This is a genomic window from Cryptosporangium japonicum, assembly GCF_039524755.1.
GTDB classification, from domain to species: Bacteria; Actinomycetota; Actinomycetes; order Mycobacteriales; family Cryptosporangiaceae; genus Cryptosporangium; species Cryptosporangium japonicum.
In genome coordinates this window covers 1,074-20,584 of the sequence record NZ_BAAAGX010000014.1, presented here as the reverse complement: position 1 = coordinate 20,584, position 19,511 = coordinate 1,074, and the positions used below count along the sequence as shown (strand labels likewise).

Here is a 19,511-nt window from a genome sequence, read left to right as displayed (position 1 = left end):
CCGCCCGCCGCCCTGGTGGGCAGCGTCCGGGCCGATCAGCCCGTGCGGATCGTCACGGTCCGGACCGTCGGCGGGCGGCCCACCGTGACCACCAGCACGGTCACCGGCCGGGCCAAGGCCACCGCCGTGGTCACCGCCGCCCAGGCCGACGACGCCACCGTCTCGGTCGGCGTCGACCGCGTGCTGCGCCTCACCGACACGACGAGCAACGACCCGTACCGGGCCTCCCAGTGGGCGCTGACCACGCTCGGCGCCGAGAAGACCTGGCCGGCCAGCACCGGCACCGGCGTCACGGTCGCGGTGGTCGACACCGGCGTCCAGCGCAACCACCCCGACCTCGCCGGTACCGTCCTCGCCGGTGTCGACCTGGTCGGTGACGTGCCCACCAGCACCGACGGCAGCAACGACGAGAACGGCCACGGCACCCACGTCGCCGGCATCGTCGGGGCGATCGCGAACAACCAGAAGGGCGTCGCCGGTCTCGCGCCGGGCGTCAAGATCCTGCCGGTGCGGGTGCTCGACGGCGACGGGGCCGGCTACGACTCGGACATCGCCCAGGGCATCGTGAAGGCCGTCGACCGCGGGGTGGCCGTGGTCAACCTGTCGGTCGGCGGCACCGAGGCCGGTGCCACCGCGTCGGCGGTGAAGTACGCGCTGAGCAAGAACGTCGTCGTGGTCGCCGCGGCCGGCAACGAGCGGCAGGACGGCAACGCGATCAGCTACCCGGCCGCCGACGCCGGCGTGATCGGCGTGGCCGCCACCGACTCGACGAACACCGACGCGCCGTTCTCCAACACCGGCAGCTACGTCGACCTGGCCGCGCCCGGCGTCGGCATCTGGTCGACGTTCAAGGGCAGCACCTACAAGCAGCTGTCCGGCACCTCGATGGCGACGCCCTACGTGTCGGCCGCCGCGGCGCTGGCGAAGTCGGTCTCCCCCGGGCTCACGCCGGCCACGATGACGACCCTGCTGCAGAGCACCGCCACCGACATCGGCAAGGCCGGCCGCGACGACGCGACCGGGTACGGCCTGGTCAACCCGTACGCGGCGGTGTGTTCGCTGGTGTCCTGCGACGGGTCGACCCCGGCGCCGACCCCGACGACCGAGCCGACCACGCCGGTGGACCCGGTCACCACGGCGTTCCGCCTGACCACCGGCGGCGGCCGGACGGTCACGGCCGGGACGACGATCTCGATCGCCGGCAAGCTCACCAACTCCGCGACCGGCGCCCCGCTGGCCGGTGCCTACGCCGAGTTCTGCGTCCGGATCGCGCCCGCGACCGGTTTCCGGTGCACGGCCGCGACCACCGGGGCCGACGGCACGGTGCGGGTCAGCGGCATCGCCACCGCCAACACCTGGGTGTACCTGACCTACCCGGGTGACGGCGGGACCGCGGCGTCGCGCACGGCGACGGCGGCCTACCCGGTCGCCGCGCGGGTCACGCTGCGCGCCGGCACGAAGTCGGTGACCGCCACCCTCGACCCGGCCCGCGGCCAGCTGGTCAAGCTCGACCGCTGGACCGGGAAGACCTGGGCGCTGGTGACCGGCAAGACGGTGACGGCGGCCGGCTCGGCGTCGTTCACCAAGCTCAAGGCCGGCACCTACCGGGTGCGGGTCGGGGCGAGCTCGTCGACGGTCGCGTCGGTCAGCGGCTCGCTGCGGGTGAAGTGAGGCGGTGCGGGCGGCACCCAGGTGCCGCCCGCACCGTCAGACGGTTCCGTGTTCCGCGCGGATCACGTGCATGACCGCGTTGATGAGCGCGAGGTGGGTGAACGCCTGCGGGAAGTTGCCCAGGTGCCGGCCCGAGTACGGGTCGAGCTCCTCGGCGTAGAGCCCCAGCGGGCTGGCGAACGACAGCAACTTGCCGCACAGCTGCCGGGCCCGGTCCAGCTCCCCGATCTCGGCCAGCGCCGAGACCAGCCAGAACGAGCAGATCGCGAACGTGCCCTCCTCGCCGCGCAGCCCGTCGTCGGTCTCGTCGACCTTGTAGCGCAGGACGAGCCCCTCGACGGTGAGCTCGTCGGCGATCGCCAGCACGGTCGCCTTGATCCGCGGGTCGTCCGGCGGCAGGAAGCGCACCAGCGGGAGCAGCAGCGCCGACGCGTCGAGCGCCTCGGTGTCGTAGTGCTGGGTGAACACCCCGCGCGAGTCGGTGCCCTTCTCGCAGACGTCGGCGTGGATGACGTCGGCGATGCGCTGCCACTGGTCGGCCAGCTCGTAGTCCTGACGCAGCCGGGCGAGCCGGGCGCCCCGGTCGACCGCCACCCAGCACATCACCACCGAGGAGGTGAAGTGCTTGGGCTCGCCGCGCACCTCCCAGATGCCGCGGTCGGGCTCGTTCCAGTGCTCGATCGCCTTCTCCACCTGGCGCCGCATGATCTTCCAGGTGCGGTCGTCCAGCCGGTCACGCGAGCGGGTGTGCAGGTACATCGAGTCGAGGACGGCGCCCCAGACGTCGTGCTGCTCCTGGTCGAAGGCGCCGTTGCCGATCCGCACCGGCCGGGCACCGTCGTACCCGGACAGGTGGTCGAGCACCTTCTCGGTGAGCACCCGCTCACCGTCCACGCCGTACATGACCTGCAGGTCACCCTGGGACGCGACGTCGGCGACGAAGTTGAAGAAGTCGTCGGCCTCCCAGTCGAAGCCCAGCGTGTAGAGGCCCCAGAGCGCGAACGTCGAGTCGCGGATCCAGCTGTAGCGGTAGTCCCAGTTGCGCTCGCCCTGCGGCGTCTCCGGCAGCGACGTCGTCGCCGCGGCCACCAGGGCGCCGCTGGACGCGTAGGTGAGGCCCTTGAGCGTCAGCGCGCTGCGCTGCAGGTGCCCGCGCCACGGGTGGTCGGGGAACGAGCCGCGGGCCAGCCAGTGCTGCCAGTGGTGCGCGGTCCAGGTCTGGCGCGCGTTCGCGTCCTCCACCGTGTACGGCGGCTCGACCGACGCCCAGGAGAGCACCGCGAACCGCTGGTCGCCCTCCTTGAGCAGCGTCCGGGACGTGGCCCGGCCGCCCTCGAACCCGATCCGCATGTCGGTGGTGAGCTTGAGCTTCGGCCCGCTGTCCTCACCGTTGGCGCTGGTGGCCAGCCCCTGGTGGTACCCGCGGTCGGTGTAGGACCAGCGGGCCTGGTGCTGCCCGTAGTCGAACATCGGCTCGCAGTCCATGACGACCTGGACCTCGCCCTTCACGCACCGCACGGTGCGCAGCAGCATGTGCTGGGCGTCGTAGTCGGTGGGGGCGCGCCGCTGGGTGGGCGAGAACGCCTCGTTGTGGTGCCACGGGCCGATCAACAGCGTGTCGCGGACGATCAGCCAGCCGCCGGAGGACTCCCAGGAGGTCTCCAGCACCATCGTGCCGGGCAGGTACCGGCGGTCGACCGGCACCATGTTGTCGGCCGGCCCGAGACGGAAGCCGCCGGCGTCCCGGTCGAGGGCGGCGCCGAACACGCTCGGTGAGTCCAGCCGGGGCAGACAGAGCCACTCCACGTTGCCGCTCGGCGCCACCAGCGCCAGCACTTCGCAGTCGGAGAGGAAGCCGTAGTCCGCGATCGGCGGGAACGGCGAACGGGACGCCAGCGTGTCGGCCGAGACCGGGACGCGGATGCGGTCGAAACCGCCGCCGCTGATCATCGGACGACCACGCTGTGTACCCGGGTCACGGACCGCCGCGGCGATCCGCTAGGCGCAGAAGACGTCATCGGCGCCGCACCTCCTCTTTGTCCGGCCGACCAGCGGCCATACGCTCTTTCCGGCGGGGTTCGTGTCCCCCCACGTTGCGCACCGCCCATGACGGTGTCGTCTCGCCGCCGTGACCAGTGTGTAGCACCTCCGCGGGCCCGCTTACCAATCGCGGGCCGACCGCGGTTCGAACGCCGGCCACCGTTCGTTCATCGCCAGGTTCCTACCCGTTTCCGCTCTCGAACACGGTACGTACGGACGGTTTCTGAATCCATCCGGCTCCTCGTCCGACGCCAAGTCTCCAACGTCCGGGTTGTGCCCGTGTCACCCGGGGGTGGTTACACACAGTCCTGAACGGACCGGACGGTACCGCCGGTTCGAACACGGCGACGGCCCGCACGCGCAGGCGTACGGGCCGGGAAGGTCGGGAGGCGGGCGGAGCGGGCCGGGTTAGGCCGCCAGGGTCTGGATGGCCCACTGCATCCGCAGTACCGCGATCTCGGGATGCTCGCCGAACTCGGCGGCCAGCCGGGCGGCGCAGCCGTCGGCCCCACCGCAGGTGAGCAGCGCACCGGCGATGGCCGCGCGGACCTGCTCGGGCGTCGGACGGTCGGAGGGCTGGAGGGCGCTCGCGAAGAGTGCCTCGGCGTCGATGATCGTGCTCATGACCTTCCCCTTCGTGGAGTGGAGCGACCCGGTGTTGATCTCTGGTGCACTCAGGGTGCGCTTCGGGAGCGGTCCCGACGATCGGCCGTTGGACAGTTGATCTGTCTCCTCCCGAACACTTGCGGATACGCCGTTCGGATGAGCCCCGGGTGCAATCCGCGCCGGTACGTCCGGTCCGGGGCGTCCGCGCGCTAGAGTGCGCACGATTCAGCTGCGTACAGCCTCGTCGAGCGCGGAATCACGCGGCGAGACGACCGCCGGCTGCCGGTTCCGCACGGCGTCGGCCGCGGCCTTGACGGCGGCCGGCACCTCACGCGTCCGGCTGCGCCAGAGCCGCTGCAGGCTGCAGCGGTCGCAGCCGGCGCCGACGCCGTCGGCCTCGATCCCGACGTGCCGGCACAGCGCCACCGCCCTGGGCAGGTGGAAGTCCTGGGTGACCAGCAGCGCGCGCCGCACGCCGAAGACGTCGCGCGCGCGGACGCAGGTGTCGTAGGAATCGAGCCCCGACGGGTCGGCCACCACCTTCGCGGCCGGCACCCCGCGCCCGGTGAGGTACCGGGTCATCGCCGTGACCTCGTCGCCGGAGTTGCCCCCGCCGTCCCCCGACACCAGCAGCGCACGCACCTTCCCGGCGCGGTAGAGCTCGACCGCGGTGTCGAGCCGGTTGGCCAGCATCGGCTTCGGCGTGCCGCGCCCGTCGAGCTCGGTGCCGAACACGATCGCCACCGGCGCGCTCCGCGCTCCGGCCACGGTGGTGGCCCGGTTCCCCGCGGACGCGCTCCACTCCCACCCGAGGCACGCCCCGACCCCCAGCGCGGCGATCGTCACCAGTCCGACGGACAGACCGAGCACCCGTCGACGTACGCTCCGGCGGGCCGACGACACGTCGGCGGTTTCACTCACGGCCCTAGCGAATCAGCCGGTCGCAACTGGGTAGGTTCCTTGCTCGTGAGCGCACAGAACACAGTCGACGCGGACCTCGCCGCCCTGGCCGCCGCGCACGGCGTCGCCACCGAGTACGTCGGGTCCACCGGCCGCCCGGAGACCGTCACCGCGTCCACCGTGGTGGCCGTCCTGGGGGTACTCGGGGTCGCCGCCGACACGCCGGAGGCGGTCGCCGCGTCGCTCGCCGAGGCCGAGCTGGCCCCGTGGCGGCGGCTGCTGCCGCCGACCGCGGTGGTGCCCGCGGACGAGCCCGCCACCGTCGTGGTGCGCCCACCGGCCGGCCGTCCGATCGCCGTCCGCGTCCTCCTGGAGGACGGCGCCACCGTTCCGGCCACCACGTCCGGCGACGCCGGGCGCGCGCGCACCGTGGACGGCGTAGCGCGCGAGGAGCGCACCGTGGCCCTGCCCGCCCTCCCGCCGGGCTGGCACCGCCTCCAGGTGACCGCGGGCGACGAGAGCGCGGAGGCGGTGCTGATCTCGGCGCCGGCCCGGGTGCCCTCCCCGGCCGGCAGCGGGCGGGTCTGGGGGTGGATGCTCCAGCTCTACGCGCTGCGCGGCGACGACTCCTGGGGCCTCGGCGACTACGGCGACCTGCGCGAACTGGTCCGCTGGAGCGGCACCGAGCTCGGCGCCGGCGCGGTGGTGTGCAACCCGCTGCACGCGCCGTCGCCGGTGCTGCCGCTGGAGAACTCGCCCTACTACCCGTCGAGCCGCCGGTTCCGCAGCCCGCTCTACCTGCGCATCGCCGACACGCCCGAGTACCGGTCGGCGGCACCGGACGTCCGGGCGGCCGTCGACGCGCTGCGCCCCGACACCCCGGCCGACCGCATCGTCCGCGACCCGGTCTGGCGGGCCAAGCTCGCCGCGCTCGAGCTGCTGTTCCCCGCCCGCCGCCACGACGCGCTCGCCGCCTACCGGGCCGAGCAGGGCCAGGGACTCGAGGACTTCGCGACGTTCTCCGCGCTCGCCGAGGAGCACGGCGTGCCCTGGCAGTCCTGGCCGGAGGCGCTCCACCACCCCGCGTCGGACGCGGTGGCCGCCGAGCGCGCCCGGCTCGCGCCGCGCGTCGACTTCCACGCCTGGCTGCAGTTCCTCTGCGACGAACAGCTCGCCGCCGTGGGTGCCGCCGCGCGGGGGGCCGGGATGCCGATCGGGGTCGTGCACGACCTCGCGGTGGGCGTCGACCCCGGTGGAGCCGACGCCTGGGGTCTGCAGGACATGCTGGCCATCGGCGCGTCGGTCGGCGCACCGCCGGACTCGTTCAACCAGCAGGGACAGAACTGGGGCCTGCCGCCGTGGAACCCGCGGCGGCTGGCCGAGGCCGGGTACGCGCCGTACCGCGACATGCTGCGTGCCGCGCTGCGCTCGGCCGGCGGGGTCCGCATCGACCACGTGCTCGGGCTGTTCCGGCTGTGGTGGGTGCCGGCCGGGCGGTCGGCGGCCGAGGGCACCTACGTGCGTTACGACCCGGACGCGTTCCTCGGCGTGCTCGCGCTCGAGGCGCACCGCGCCGGCGCGGTCGTCGTCGGGGAGGACCTGGGGACGGTCGAGCCGCACGTGGCCACCGCGCTCGCGGCCCGGGACGTGCTCGGCAGCAACGTGCTCTGGTTCGAGCGCGACGACCCCGACCCGGAACGCGACGCGCCCGGCGAGCTGCCCGACCGTCCGCGTCCGCCCGCCGCGTGGCGCGCCGGGGCCGCGGCGTCGGTGACCACGCACGACCTGCCGACCGCGGCCGGGTTCCTCACCGGGGAGCACGTCCGGGTGCGCGCCGAGCTCGGGGTGCTGGGCCGGTCGGTCGAGGAGGAGCAGGCCACCGCGGACACCGAGCGGGCCGCGCTGATCGGGTTGCTCCGCGCGGAGGGGATCATCGGGGCCGACGCGTCGGACCAGGAGATCGCGCTCGGCCTGCACGCGGTGCTGGCCCGCACGCCCTGCCGTCTGGTGCTCGCCGCGCCCGGTGACGCGATCGGTGACGTCCGTCAGCCCAACCTGCCCGGCACCACGGACGAGTACCCGAACTGGCGGCTGCCGCTGGCCGTGCCGGACGCCGCCGGCGGGCACCGGCCGGTGTCGCTGGAGGAGTTCATGGCGTCCGACCGGGTCCGGCAGCTCGCGTCGGTGTTGGCTGCCGTGCGGTGAGTTCCACCGGAATCCGGTCGTAGCCGCGGAGGGTACGGGTGGGTCGCTGGTGGAGCTCGCCGGCGAGGGTGAGGTCGGGGAAGCGCTCGAACAGGCGCCGCAGCCCGATCTCGCCCTCCAGACGGGCCAGCGACGCGCCGAGGCAGTAGTGCGCTCCGCTGGAGAACGCGAGGTGCTCGCGGGCGTTGGGGCGCCGCACGTCGAAGCGGTCCGGGTGCTCGAACACGGCCGGGTCGCGGTTCGCGCCGCCGATCATCGCGGTGACGAACGAGCCTTCGCGGACGGTCACGCCGCACACCTCGGTGTGGCGGGTCGCGCGCCGGCTGGTGGCCTGCACCGGGGCCTCGTAGCGCAGCATCTCGTCGACCGCGTTCGACCAGAGGCCGGGGTCGGCGGCGAGCGCCTCCCGCTGGTCGGGGTGGCGCATCAGCAGCACCGCGCCGGTGCCCAGCAGGTTGACGGTGGTCTCGAACCCGGCCGCGAGCAGCAGGCCGGCGATCGCGAGCAGCTCGCGGTCGTCGAGCTTGCCGCTCTCGTCGTCGAGGTGGACCAGCTTGCTGACGATGTCGTCGCCGGGGTTCTTCCGGAGCGTGTCGAAGTGCGCGTACATCCAGTCCGACATCTGCTCCAGCGCGGCCTCGGACTCCAGGTACTGCTGATAGGTCAGTCCGACGTCGAGCACGGGCGCGGCGAGCGTGCCCCAGCGCAGGAACGTCTGTCGCATGTCCAGCGGAACGCCGAGGATCTCCGCGATCACGGTGACCGGGAGCAGGCTGGCGTACTCCGCCACCAGATCGACCGGCTCGTCGGCGGAGCGCGCCGCCAGCGCGTCGAGGAGTTCGGTGGTCCGTTCCTCGATGCGCCCGCGGAGGGCCTCCACCGCCTTGGCCGTGAACACGCGGCTGACCAGACGGCGGTAGCGGGTGTGGTCGGGCGGGTTGGTGACCAGCAGCGACGGCGGGTCGATCGGGCCGACGATCCGCTCGTCGGCCGCGACCCGCTGGAGCAGCTTGCGGGAGATCCACGGCATGGTCTCGGGGTCGAAGCCGACCGCGAACGCGTCGCTGCGCAGGATCGTGGTGACCGCCTCGTGGCTGACCGCCTGGGTCATCAGGCGCCCCCGCACCAGCGGCCCGCGGGCGCGGATCTCCTCGTAGGTGGGGTACGGGTCCGCGCGGGCCGCCGGGTCGGCCAGGATGCGGGCGTGCAGGTCACCCCGGCGGTAGGCGCGGCTGATGACGACCCTCGCGATGCCGTGCAGGCTGACCCAGCGTGCTCTGCTCTTCAGCGACATGCGTTCATTCTCGGCGGGGAGGCACCCGCGGCGGATGCGTTTGCGAGAGTGAGTGAATGACGATGCCCAGTGATGTCGGTGCCTACAACCGACAGCTCATCGCGCAGTTCCGGGAGAGCGGCGGCGCGGCGATGGGGAACCGCCCCCTGCTGCTGCTCACGACGGTGGGAGCGCGCTCGGGCGCCGCCCACACCGCGCCGATGATGTACGTACCCGACGCCGACCGCCTGCTCGTGGTGGCGTCGAACGCCGGCGCGCCGCGGGATCCGGACTGGTACGTGAACCTGGTGGCGAACCCGCGGGTGCGGGTGGAGGTGGGCGCGGAGTCGTACGCGGCGGCGGCGCGGGTCTTGCCGGGCGAGGAGAGGGCGGCGGCGTTCAGCCGGATCGCGGCCCAGTACCCGTTCTTCCATGAGCACCAGGCGAAGACGCCGCGGGTGATCCCGGTGGTGGCGTTGGAGAGGCTGCCCTGACGTCCGCGGTCTCACGGTTGGGTCGAGGGTGAGAAGAACGCCTGGGCCTTGGCGGCGGTGGGGGCGTTCAGGGCCTCGGCGGCGGTGCGAGCGGCCTCGGAAGTGGTGGTTTCGCGGACGGCGAGTTTCACGGCGGGTACCAGCGCCGGGGCCACGCTGAGTTCACGGACCCCGAGACCGATCAGGGCCGCTGCCGCTCCCGGCTCGGAGGCGAACTCGCCGCACACGCTGACCCGTGTGGACGGGCCGGCCGCTCGGCACACCGCGCCGACCAGGCGCAGCACGCCGGGATCCCACGGGGTGCCGAGCGCTGCCACCCCTTCATCTCCGCGCGCGGCGGCCAGGGTGTACTGCGTGAGGTCGTTGGTGCCGACGCTGAACTCGTCGACCAGTGGAGCCAGGGCAGCCGCTTTGAGGGCCGCCGACGGGACCTCCACCATCGCCGCCACCTCCAGCCCCGGCGGGGTGCCGCGCTTCTCGGCACGCACGGCCTCGTCCAGCGCCGCGCGCGCCGCGGCGAGTTCGTCGACGGTGGTGACCATCGGGAACAGCACGGTGACCGGTGTCTCGTGCGCGACCCGCACGATCGCGGTGAGCTGCGCCGCGAACAGATCGGGGCGCAGCAGCGAGAAGCGGAGCCCACGCACTCCGAGGAACGGGTTGTCGGAGGCCGGCACGGGGGCGTAGGCCAGCGGTTTGTCGCCCCCGACGTCGAGGGTCCGCAGGGTGAGGCGACGGCCGTCGAGCGCGTCCGCGAGCGCCCGGTACGCCTCGGTCTGCTCGTCGACGTCCGGGGCCGTGCCGCGGTCGAGGAACAGGAACTCGGTGCGGACCAGGCCCGCCAGGTCGGCACCGGCCGCCGCGGCCGCGGTGGCGTCGGCGAGGCCGGCGAGGTTCGCCCCGACCCGGACCTCGACGCCGTCGATGGTGCGTGCGGGACGGTGCGCTCCGGCCGCCGCGGCGCGCCGGCGCCCGGCCGCTTCACCCCGGGCCGCCCCGAACCGTTCGACGACGTCCGGAGCCGGGTCGACCACCAGCTCGCCGGTGCTCCCGTCGAACGCGATCGGTGTGCCGTCGGCCACGTCGAGCACGGCGTCGCCGGCCGCGACGACGGCGGGGATGCCGCGGGCCCGGAGGAGCAGCACGCTGTGCGCGGTGGGGCTGCCGTGCGCGAGCACGACGCCGGCCGCCTCGATCCGTACCGCGTCCACCGGGGTGAGCCCGTCGGCCACGAGCACCGCCGACGCGTCCCCGGCCGGTTCCGGGCCGGATGAGGGGGCCAGGGCGGTGCGGACCTGGGTGCGCAGGGCGGCCAGGTCCTCGGCGCGGGCGCGGAGGTAGGGGTCGGCGAGGGCGCGCCACTCCGACTCCGCGGCGCCGATCGCCTCGGCCCAGGCGGTCTCGGCGTCGGCGCCGGCGGCGATGCGGGTGGCGGCGGCGGACCGGAGCTCCGGGTCGTCGAGCAGGAGCAGGTGCGCGTCGAAGATCGCCGCTTCCGCGGCCCCGACCTCGGTGGTGGCGCGGTCGCGGACGGCGGTCACCTCGGCGCTCACCGCCGTGAGGGCGTTCTCCAGCCGCCGGCGCTCGGCGGCGGCATCCACCGGCCCACCGCGCGGCCCGGCCGGCTCAGCACGGCCCCCGAACCGCCGCACGACCCCCACCACCACCCCCGGCGAAGCCGCCAACGCCCCGGACGGAGCGGCCCCGGACGGTCCCGAGGAGTCGTCGACCGTCCCCGACGCCGAGGAAGGAAAGGCAGCGAAGATCTCGGCGGCGCCGGCGAGGATCCGGGCCAGGGCAGCCTCCTCACCCGGCGGTACCAACACTTCGATCTCGTGCCCGGCGAGTGCACCCAGCGTGGCCACGCGGGAGAGGCTCCCGGCCGGCACCGGCCCCGCCCCGGTGGTGCGGTTGCGCAGCTCGGCCGGCACGCCCACCTGGCGGACCACCCCGACCAGTGCCGCAGCCGGCCGGGCGTGCAGGCCTTGCGGGTCCGTCACCACGAACGCCCCGGTCAGCGGCGCATCCACGAAGGAGGCGGACGGGGCGGACGGCGCCGGGGCCAGGTGCTCGGACTTGGGGAGCAGCCCCGCGGCGGCCTCCGCCGCCACCCCGGCCCGGTCCGCGCCGCCCGCGGCGGCCACCACGGCCCCGACCAGGCCCTCCACCAGCGGCGCCGGGCTCAGAATCACCCGATCGCGCCCGTCGTCGTCGAGCATCTCGAGCGCCATCTCGGCCGACAGCAGCGCCGACCCCAGGTCCATCAGCACGACCACGCCGGCGGGGCCGCTGACCTCGGTGATCGTGTCGGCGATCGCCACCGCGTCGGTGCCGAACGTGTCGTCGCCGAGGCCGGCCGCCACGCCGATGCGCACCGGCGCGCCCTGGGCCATCTCCCCCGCCAGCCGCACGGCCGCCTCGGCCAACGCACGGCTGTGGGAGACGACCACGATGCCGACGGTCTCGCTCATCGGATCAGCCCAGGGTGGACGCGGCCGCCGCCACCAGCAGAGCGGCGGAGGCGGCCCCCGGATCGACGTGGCCGGCGCTGCGCTCGCCCAGGTAGCTGGCCCGGCCCTTGCGCGCCACCAGCGGGACCGTCGCGTCGCGCCCGGCCTCGGCGGCGGCCAGCACCTCACCCCAGTCCTTGCCGGCCTCCAGCGCCTCGACGGCCGGCACCAGCGCGTCGAGCATCGTCTTCTCGCCGGTGGTGGACTTGCCCCGCGCGGCCACACCGTCGACACCGGCGCGGAACGCCGACGGCACGCCGCCCGGCAGGGCACCGGCGGCGCGCAGGAAGAACGTGCCGTAGAGCGGCCCGCTGGCCCCGCCGACGGTGCTCACCAGCACCATGCCGACCTTCTTCAGCAGCGCGGCGTCGTCGTCGAACGAGCCCTCGTCGAGCGCCGCGACCACCGCGGTGAGCCCGCGGGAGAGGTTGGAGCCGTGGTCGGCGTCGCCGATCGCGGAGTCCAGTTCGGTCAGCCGCGGGGCCTCCGCGACGACGAGCCGCGCGAACTCACGGATCCACGCCTCGATCATGCGCCCCACCGCAGCCCGGGGGTGTCGACCGGAGCGTCCCAGAGGCGGAGCAGCTCCTCGTCGAGCGCGAGCAGGGTGACCGACGCCCCGGCCATGTCGAGGCTGGTGATGTACGGCCCGACCAGCGACCGGACGACCGGCACGCCGTGCTTGTCGAGCAACGCCGCCACCTCGCCGTACAGCAGGTACAGCTCGAGCAGCGGCGTGGCCCCGAGCCCGTTGACGAACGCGAGCACCCCCTCCGACGGCTGGAGCTCGGCCAGCACCGGCTCGACGAGCAGCGTGGCGGCTTCCTTCGCCGACGGGAGCGGGATGCGCCGGCGCCCGGGCTCACCGTGGATGCCGACCCCGAGCTCGATCCGGTCCTCGGGGAGGTCGAACGTGGGTTTGCCGGCGGCGGGCACGGTGCCCGAGGTCAGCGCCAGGCCCATGCTGCGCCCGCGGTCGTTGACGCGCTGCGCGATCGCGGCCACCTCGGCGAGGCCGCGGCGCTCCTCGGCGGCGGCGCCGGCGATCTTCTCCAGCAGCACGGTGACGCCGACCCCGCGCCGCCCGGCGGTGTAGAGGCTGTCCTCCACCGCGACGTCGTCGTTGGTGACCACGGTGGCGATCTCGGTGCCCTCGGCGAGCTCGGCGGCCATCTCAAAGTTCATCACGTCGCCGGTGTAGTTCTTCACGATGTGCAGCACGCCGGCGCCCCCGTCGGCGCGCTGGGTGGCGGCGAGGATCTGGTCGGGCACCGGGGACGTGAACACCTCGCCGGCCGCGGCCGCGTCGAGCATGCCGAAGCCGACGAAACCGCCGTGCAGCGGCTCGTGGCCGGAGCCGCCGCCGGAGACGAGACCGACCTTGCCCGGCACCGGGCCGTCCGCGCGGTAGACCACCCGGTGTTCGAGGTCGACGCCGAGCTTGGGGTGCGCGGCCGCGAGGCCGGCGAGGGCCTCCACCACGACGTCGGCCGGAGCGTTGATGAGTTTTTTCATGCCGGGCTCCTCTGCTCGTACTACGGAAGATCCTCCGGTAAACCCCGGGACGCCACCGCGGCCGCGAGATCCGCCCCCAGCGCCGGCGCGAACTTGAACAGGTTCTCACCCCACACCGACAGAACCGGGCCGGACCGCGCGACGTGGATCCCGTCGCCGAGCCCGCGGGTCGGGGCGCAGTAGACCTCGTCGACCGGCTCCGGCGAGACGACGTCGGACAGGAACTCACGCACGTACGCGGTGACGGCGGACAGCGCCCGGCGGCGCGCCTCGGCGACCGGCAACGACCAGGCGGTGTCCTCGGCCGGTAAGTGGGCCCCCAGCGCCCAGAGCCCCGCACCGGCCCGGTGTCCGTAGGTCGTGAACCCGTCCCGCCAGGACCCGCTCCGCTCGATCCAGCACCGCGGATCGGCGCCGGGCGCCAGCGGAAACGTGAACCGGAAGTGATGCTCGGGGTCGGCCACCACCTCGGGGACCAGCGGCCCGGCCCCGGCCGCGACCAGCACCGAATCGCACTGCCAGCTCCCCCGCGACGAGTGGATCGTCGCGGCGTGCCCGTGCGCGGTGACGCGCTCGACCTCGTCGACCACGAGACCGCGACGCACCGCGGCGGCCAGGAACGCGCCGGTGCGGGCGGCCTGGATCACCCCACCGGCGGGATCGACCAGGAACGGCCCCGGCGTCTCCGGGCGCGCGGGCAGGCCCGGGACGGACGCGAGCGACGGATAGAGTCCACACCGGACCCCGGCGGCGCGCATCGCCGCGTACCGCTCGGCCGCGCCGTCCCCGCTGACCACTGTGGTCTCGGCGCCGATCAGCACCTGCCCGGACGTGCGCTCCCAGCGGTTCCAGCCCTCCCGCGCCCGGGCGGCGTAACGAACCAGCGCGGGCGTGTCGTGGGCGTACCGGAAGATGCGGGTGCCGCCGCGCGACCGGCCGGTCATCGGGGCGGCGCGGTCGAAGACCCGCACGGTGACGGGGTAGCGGCGCAGCGCGTACGCGGTCGACAGACCGACGATGCCGGCCCCGATCACCCCGATCCGCACCCTCTAAGGCCTACACCACCGGGGGCAGGGTCGACCAGGGGAAGTTGATCCAGCGATCGGTGCGCCGCCAGACGTACTCGCACTTCACCAGCGACTGCGGCTTCTCGTAGAGCACCGCGGTGCGTGCCTCGGCCACGTGCGCGCCGCAGAACTCGGAGACCACCTCGAGCGTGCGGCCGGTGTCGGCGACGTCGTCGACGACGAGGACGCGGGCACCGGCCAGGTCGACGATCTCGGGCACCGGCGGGAGCATCACCGGCACGGCCAGCCGCTCGTCCACCCCGGTGTAGAACTCCACGTTCAGCGTCGCGACGTTCTTGACGTCGAGCGCGTACGCGAGCGCGCCGGCCGGGAGCAGGCCGCCGCGGGCGATCGCGAGCACGATCTCCGGGCGGTAGCCGTCCGCGGCGATCTGCGTCGCCAGGTCACGGGACGCGGTCCCGAACAGCTCCCAGGTCAGTACTTCGCGGGCGATGTCGGAACCAGCTGCCTCTGCGCTCACGGCGGAATCGTAAAACAGACCTGGCGGCCCTTCGCGAACCGAGCAACAGTTGTTGCACTGTAATCAAGGAGGCCCGATGCTCGACGTCTACTCCCAGATCGTCACCCGGGTCGCCCGCACCGTCGGGCCCCAGGTCGCGGCGCTGACCGTCCGCAGCCGGCGCGGTGAGGGCGCCGGGTCCGCGGTGGTCGTCGGCCAGGACGGTCTGCTGCTGACCAACGCGCACGTCGTGGCCGGTGCGGACGGTGGCCGGGTCGCGTTCGCCGACGGCGCGGAGACCCGGTTCCGGGTGATCGGCGCCGACCCGCTCTCCGACCTCGCGGTCGTCCGTGCCGACGAGACCCCCGGCGACGCCGCCGAGCTGGGTGACGCCGACGCGCTGCAGGTGGGGCAGCTGGTCGTGGCGGTGGGCAACCCGCTCGGGCTGTCCGGCACCGTCACGGCCGGGGTGGTGAGCGCGCTCGGCCGCTCGCTCCCGGCCCGCAGCGCGGGCACCACCCGCCTGATCGAGGACGTCATCCAGACCGACGCCGCGCTCAACCCCGGCAACTCCGGCGGCGCGCTGGCCGACTCGGAGGGCCGGGTCGTCGGCATCAACACCGCGGTCGCCGGCGTCGGTGTGGGGCTCGCGGTGCCGATCAACACCACCACGCGCCGGATCCTGGCCGCGCTGGAGGCCGACGGCCGGGTGCGCCGGGCCTACCTGGGGCTGGTGACCGCCCCGTTCCCGTTACCGGAGAAGCTGGGCCGCCGACGCGGCCTGCGCGTCGTCGAGGTCGTGCCGGGCAGCCCGGCCGCCCAGGCCGGGCTGCGCGCCGGCGACCTCCTGCTCGACGCCGCCCGCGCCCCCGTCCGCGACGCCCAGGGCCTGCAGAGACTGCTGTTCACCGACGCCATCGGCCGGCCGTTGCCGCTCACCGTGTTCCGCAGCGGCGCGATGGTCGACGTGGTGGCGGTGCCCACCGAACTCAGCTGAAGTGAGTAGTGGGCCGTTCCTGCGGCTCACCGTCGATCGTCACGTCGACGTGCTCGTCGTAGAACGCGGCCAACCCGGTCACCTTCTGGCTCTCCGGCAGCGGCGAGCGGTACGCCCAGACGATGTTCCGGTGCTCGGCGCCCGACTCCAGCACGACGTCCCAGTAGGTCGCGGCGCCCTTGTACGGGCAGTGCGTCACCAGCTCCGAGGGCCGGAGCAGGTCGAGCCGCACGTCGGTCAGCGGCAGGTAGTACCGCGGCGGCAGGGACGTCTCGAACAGGATCCGCGGCTGCCGGGAGTCGGCGACCACGACACCGTCGACGCTGACCTGGACGTGGCGGCTGCTGGCGAGGATGTCGACGCGTTTGTACGGGTCACGGGGGTGGACGTAGACCGGCTCGTCCTCCTCGAGCCATTCGTCCATCGACGCCCAGTCGAGGCGGACCAGCGCCTGGAGCTCCGGGAGCGGCGACGACGGGAACGTCACCGCCGCGCTCGGCAGCGTCCGGTCCGGCAGCACGACGTCGTGCACGGCACCGTCGCCCCGGCTGGGCGACCGGCTGACCTCACCGGTCGCGACCAGCTCGGCCAGGACGTCGTCGCGCGGCACGTAGTAGGCGGGGTAGTACGGAACTTCCCAGACCAGCGTCGGGTGGCGGGTGTCGGCGACCACCCGGCCCGCGACCAGCGCGCGGACCCGTTTGCGGCTCGGCTCGACCCGGACCCGGCCTCTCTCGGACGACATGTCCCCACGATCGCACGTCAATCGAATCGACGCAGGTCGAGGACCTTCATCCCGTCCGCGCCCGACCAGGAGAACACCCCGTCGTTCACCGTGGTCAGTACGAGTTCGCCGGGGTCGTTCGCCACGCGACCGACGTCCACCACCCGGCCGCTCCCGAGATCGGCGACGGCGAGTTGCTGCGAGCCGTCCGGCGCCGGTTCGGTGCGGATCAGGGGCAGGTAGCGGTTCCGGACGGGGGTGAGCGCGACGACGTCCGTGCGCAGACCGGTGAGGACGGTCGGATCGGACCCGTCGACCCGGACCGCGGTCAGGTGCGCTCCGTCCCAGCCCTGCCCGACGCACCAGACCGGGCCGCAGGCGTCGCGCCAGCCGGTCGGCGTGAACACGGCGGTGAGCGTCTCGCCGGTCTCGACGTTCCGGAGCGTCGGACGGTCCCGCGTGTAGTTCGGTGGGTCGGAGCCGGGGTTGGTGACCAGCCAGGGCCAGAGCACGGTGTAGTGGCCGGCGGTGCCGGGGAGCACCGTCGAGGTTCCGCCCCGGGCCGGCACGGAGAGGACGCCCTCCTTCGTGGGTCCGTAGACGACCCGGTCGTCGACGAGCGTCAGCGAGAACTCCCCCAGGGCGTCCCGGACTTCCGCGACCCGCCGGGGGCGGTTCTCGTCCCAGCGCAGCGTCCAGATCTCCACGGTGCCCCGCGGCCGGTTCACGTACCAGGTCAGCCATTCGTCGTTCGCCCGCACGACCTGGAGGTAGACCGGCTCGGCGAACGTGCTCTCGTAGCCCACCACCAGGCGGGGCGTGCCCCGGCCGTCGGCGTCGAAGAGCCGGATCTCGGCCCGGCCGATCGTGTGGACCGGCGTCTGCACGACGACCCGCCCGTCGCTCAGCACGGCGTCCACCAGGTAGCGGCGGCCCTCGATGGTGCGGGGCAGCGTCCGGACCGCGTCGGCCGAGAGTTCCTCGACGACCCGCGCCACCGGCGCCGGCTCCTCCCGGGTGACGGTCACGAGACCGGCCAGCCCGACGAGGAGCGCGAGCACGGTGGCGGCCGCGACGACGCCGGCCCGGCGGCGACGCGTGTACCCCGCGGTCACGCTGCGGTACAGGTCGGCCGGTGGCGGTGGCGCCCCGGCGGCGGCGCGGTTCAACGTGTCGATGAGGACGTCGCTCACGTCGCGCCCCGGCTCAGACATGACGGCTCTCTTCCGGCGTGCGGATCTCCGGGTGCAGGTGCTCGCGCAGTGCGGCCAGCCCGCGCAGCGCCTGGCTGCGTACCGTGCCCCGGCTGATGCGCAGCCGCTCGGCGATCGTGTCGTCGCCGAGGCCCTCGTAGTAACGCAGCACGAGGACGGCCCGCTGGCGCGGCGGCACGTGCGCGAGCGCTTTCCACACCCCGACGTCGTTCTCGGCCCGGGTGATACCGGGATCGGTGTGCCAGCGCTCCGGCACGGCATCGGTCAGCCGTTCCCGGCGGCGCTTGCGCCACCAGCTGATGTGGAGCCGCGCCATCGTCGTGCGGACGTACGCTTCCGGGTCGTCGCGGCGTTCGACCCGGTGCCAGGCGCCGCGGAGCCGGATCAGCGACTCCTGCACCAGGTCGGCCGCGTCGTGCGGATTACCGGCCAGGACGAACCCGTAGCGGGTCAGCGCGTCCGCGCGGCGGGACACGAAGTCTTCGAAGCCGTCGGGCTCCGACATGGGCAAACCTCCCCGTTCGTGTCCCAGGACGCACGGGGCCGCGCATCTGTTGCAGCGGCGTCAGCCGGTGATGCGCCCGACCGTCACGGGCACGGTCACCGCGTCGCCGCCCCGCTGCACCACGACGTCGACGCGGTCGCCCGGGTTCACCGCGCGGACCGCCGCGTAGACGTCCTCGACGTCGGCCACGTCCTGCGCACCGATCTTCGTGATGACGTCACCGGTGCGGATGCCGGCCTCGGCCGCCGGTTCGCCGGCCACCACCCGGACGACGACCGCGCCCTTCTCCGCGTCGACGCCGAGCGCGTTGCGCACCGCGTCGGTGAGCTGGGCCAGCGACACCCCGAGGTAGGGGTGGACGGCCTTGCCGGTACGCAGCAACTGGTCGGCGACGTCCACCACGGTCGCGCTCGGGATCGCGAACCCCAGCGACACCGCACCGGCCGACGGCGGGATGTACGCCTCGTTGATGCCGACCAGCCGGCCCTGGCTGTCGAACAGCCCGCCGCCGGAGTTGCCCGGCGAGATCGCGGCGTCGGTCTGGATCAGGTCGACGAGCGGGCGCCCGCCGGTCTGCTCGGCCGGGATCTGGCGGCCGACGCCGGAGATGATGCCCTGGGTGACCGTGTTCTCGAAGCCGAGCGGGCTGCCGACCGCGAGCGCGACCTCACCGGAGCGGGGCAGATCCGACCGGATCGCGATCGCGGGGAGGTTCGTGCGTGCGGCCCGGATGACGGCCAGGTCGGCGATCTCGTCGGTGCCCACGACCGTGCCGTTCACGCTCGCGCCGTCGGCGAGCGTCAGTGTGACCGTCCGCGCCGCGCCGACGACGTGCTGGTTGGTGACGACGGTGTCCTTGCGGTAGACGACGCCGCTGCCCTGCGACCGGCCGGCGGTGACCGTGACGACGCTCGGTTCGACGATCTCGACGACGTCCGGGATCGACGTGCCCGCCGCGGCCGACGGGCTCCGCGAGGCGTCGGCGGCCGGCTCGGCCTCCGTCCCGATCGCGCTGCACCCTCCGACCAGCACCACTGCCGCGACCACCGCCGCCATCCGCCGGCTCATGAACACCGCACTCCTCGCGTCGGTCCCGTGAGCGCACCGTCAGCGAGCGCTCACCCAACGCTATCCTCACTACCCCGCTGAACGGGTCTCACGCGCCGCGCCGGAACCGGTGCCAGACCGACGCGGCGGCGACCGCGACCCGGGCGATCAGCACGTCGGCACGCGTCGCCGGGCGGCCGTGCGCCACCGCCGAGGCCACCACGGGTACGGCCGCGGGCGCCGGGCGCGGCGGCTCGATCCGGCGCCGCGCGGCGGCGGGCTC

At 74.0% G+C, this 19,511-nt stretch carries 17 protein-coding genes; 4 read left to right on the top strand and 13 right to left on the bottom strand.

The features are described from left to right. Window positions 1-1,671, top strand: a 1,671-nt coding sequence (locus ABD437_RS16755) for a S8 family serine peptidase (protein ID WP_344649779.1), incomplete at its 5' end; no start/stop codon positions are given. 36 nt (window positions 1,672-1,707) lie between these two features. Here ABD437_RS16755 and ABD437_RS16750 read toward each other — a convergent pair. From ABD437_RS16750 to ABD437_RS16740, 3 genes are all read right to left on the bottom strand, one after another. Beyond that, a complete protein-coding gene (locus ABD437_RS16750; protein WP_344649778.1) occupies window positions 1,708-3,621 on the bottom strand; it encodes a glycoside hydrolase family 15 protein in 1,914 nt (637 codons plus the stop codon). 498 nt (window positions 3,622-4,119) lie between these two features. Continuing rightward, window positions 4,120-4,335, bottom strand: coding sequence for a hypothetical protein (locus ABD437_RS16745; protein ID WP_035856146.1), 216 nt, complete (start codon window positions 4,333-4,335; stop codon window positions 4,120-4,122). A gap of 207 nt (window positions 4,336-4,542) precedes the next feature. Further along, window positions 4,543-5,238, bottom strand: a complete 696-nt coding sequence (locus ABD437_RS16740) for a SanA/YdcF family protein (protein WP_344649777.1) — start codon at window positions 5,236-5,238, stop codon at window positions 4,543-4,545. A gap of 45 nt (window positions 5,239-5,283) precedes the next feature. Between ABD437_RS16740 and malQ the strand changes: the two genes are divergently transcribed. Beyond that, complete coding sequence (gene malQ, locus ABD437_RS16735; protein WP_344649776.1) at window positions 5,284-7,422, top strand: 4-alpha-glucanotransferase; 2,139 nt, start codon at window positions 5,284-5,286, stop codon at window positions 7,420-7,422. Here the strand turns inward: malQ and ABD437_RS16730 are convergent. After that, window positions 7,367-8,716, bottom strand: coding sequence for a cytochrome P450 (locus ABD437_RS16730; RefSeq protein ID WP_344649775.1), 1,350 nt, complete (start codon window positions 8,714-8,716; stop codon window positions 7,367-7,369). The two genes, malQ and ABD437_RS16730, sit on opposite strands and share 56 nt — an antisense overlap. Window positions 8,717-8,772: 56 nt before the next feature. On the opposite strand from ABD437_RS16730, the gene ABD437_RS16725 reads away from it, so the two are divergent. Continuing rightward, window positions 8,773-9,189: a nitroreductase family deazaflavin-dependent oxidoreductase gene (locus tag ABD437_RS16725; RefSeq protein WP_344649774.1), complete on the top strand. Its 417-nt coding sequence runs from the start codon at window positions 8,773-8,775 to the stop codon at window positions 9,187-9,189. Window positions 9,190-9,200: 11 nt separating this feature from the next. Here ABD437_RS16725 and ptsP read toward each other — a convergent pair whose 3' ends face one another. Genes ptsP through ABD437_RS16700 form a run of 5 tightly spaced genes read right to left on the bottom strand, consistent with a single transcriptional unit; the run spans window position 9,201 to window position 14,762 of the window. Then, the gene (ptsP, locus tag ABD437_RS16720; RefSeq protein WP_344649773.1) at window positions 9,201-11,660 is read right to left on the bottom strand and encodes a phosphoenolpyruvate--protein phosphotransferase; all 2,460 of its coding nucleotides are present in this window, start codon (window positions 11,658-11,660) and stop codon (window positions 9,201-9,203) included. A gap of 4 nt (window positions 11,661-11,664) precedes the next feature. Beyond that, on the bottom strand, window positions 11,665-12,231 hold the full coding sequence (dhaL, locus tag ABD437_RS16715; protein ID WP_344649772.1) for a dihydroxyacetone kinase subunit DhaL: 567 nt from the start codon (window positions 12,229-12,231) through the stop codon (window positions 11,665-11,667). Beyond that, window positions 12,228-13,214 (bottom strand): dihydroxyacetone kinase subunit DhaK, encoded by a 987-nt coding sequence (gene dhaK, locus ABD437_RS16710; protein WP_344649771.1) that lies wholly within the window; start codon window positions 13,212-13,214, stop codon window positions 12,228-12,230. The genes dhaL and dhaK overlap by 4 nt, the downstream gene beginning before the upstream one ends. A gap of 20 nt (window positions 13,215-13,234) precedes the next feature. Beyond that, complete coding sequence (locus ABD437_RS16705) at window positions 13,235-14,260, bottom strand: NAD(P)/FAD-dependent oxidoreductase (protein WP_344649770.1); 1,026 nt, start codon at window positions 14,258-14,260, stop codon at window positions 13,235-13,237. A 10-nt stretch (window positions 14,261-14,270) separates the two neighbouring features. Next, window positions 14,271-14,762 (bottom strand): phosphoribosyltransferase, encoded by a 492-nt coding sequence (locus tag ABD437_RS16700; RefSeq protein ID WP_344649769.1) that lies wholly within the window; start codon window positions 14,760-14,762, stop codon window positions 14,271-14,273. Window positions 14,763-14,838: 76 nt separating this feature from the next. On the opposite strand from ABD437_RS16700, the gene ABD437_RS16695 reads away from it, so the two are divergent. Beyond that, the gene (locus tag ABD437_RS16695) at window positions 14,839-15,738 is read left to right on the top strand and encodes a S1C family serine protease (RefSeq protein WP_344649768.1); all 900 of its coding nucleotides are present in this window, start codon (window positions 14,839-14,841) and stop codon (window positions 15,736-15,738) included. Here the strand turns inward: ABD437_RS16695 and ABD437_RS16690 are convergent. Genes ABD437_RS16690 through ABD437_RS16675 form a run of 4 tightly spaced genes read right to left on the bottom strand, consistent with a single transcriptional unit; the run spans window position 15,731 to window position 19,249 of the window. Beyond that, window positions 15,731-16,483, bottom strand: coding sequence for a DUF427 domain-containing protein (locus ABD437_RS16690; protein WP_344649767.1), 753 nt, complete (start codon window positions 16,481-16,483; stop codon window positions 15,731-15,733). The two genes, ABD437_RS16695 and ABD437_RS16690, sit on opposite strands and share 8 nt — an antisense overlap. A gap of 17 nt (window positions 16,484-16,500) precedes the next feature. Next, a complete protein-coding gene (locus tag ABD437_RS16685) occupies window positions 16,501-17,676 on the bottom strand; it encodes a hypothetical protein (RefSeq protein ID WP_344649766.1) in 1,176 nt (391 codons plus the stop codon). Further along, complete coding sequence (locus tag ABD437_RS16680; RefSeq protein ID WP_344649765.1) at window positions 17,669-18,181, bottom strand: SigE family RNA polymerase sigma factor; 513 nt, start codon at window positions 18,179-18,181, stop codon at window positions 17,669-17,671. The genes ABD437_RS16685 and ABD437_RS16680 overlap by 8 nt, the downstream gene beginning before the upstream one ends. A gap of 60 nt (window positions 18,182-18,241) precedes the next feature. Then, a complete protein-coding gene (locus tag ABD437_RS16675) occupies window positions 18,242-19,249 on the bottom strand; it encodes a S1C family serine protease (RefSeq protein ID WP_344649764.1) in 1,008 nt (335 codons plus the stop codon). Window positions 19,250-19,511 lie beyond the last annotated feature (262 nt).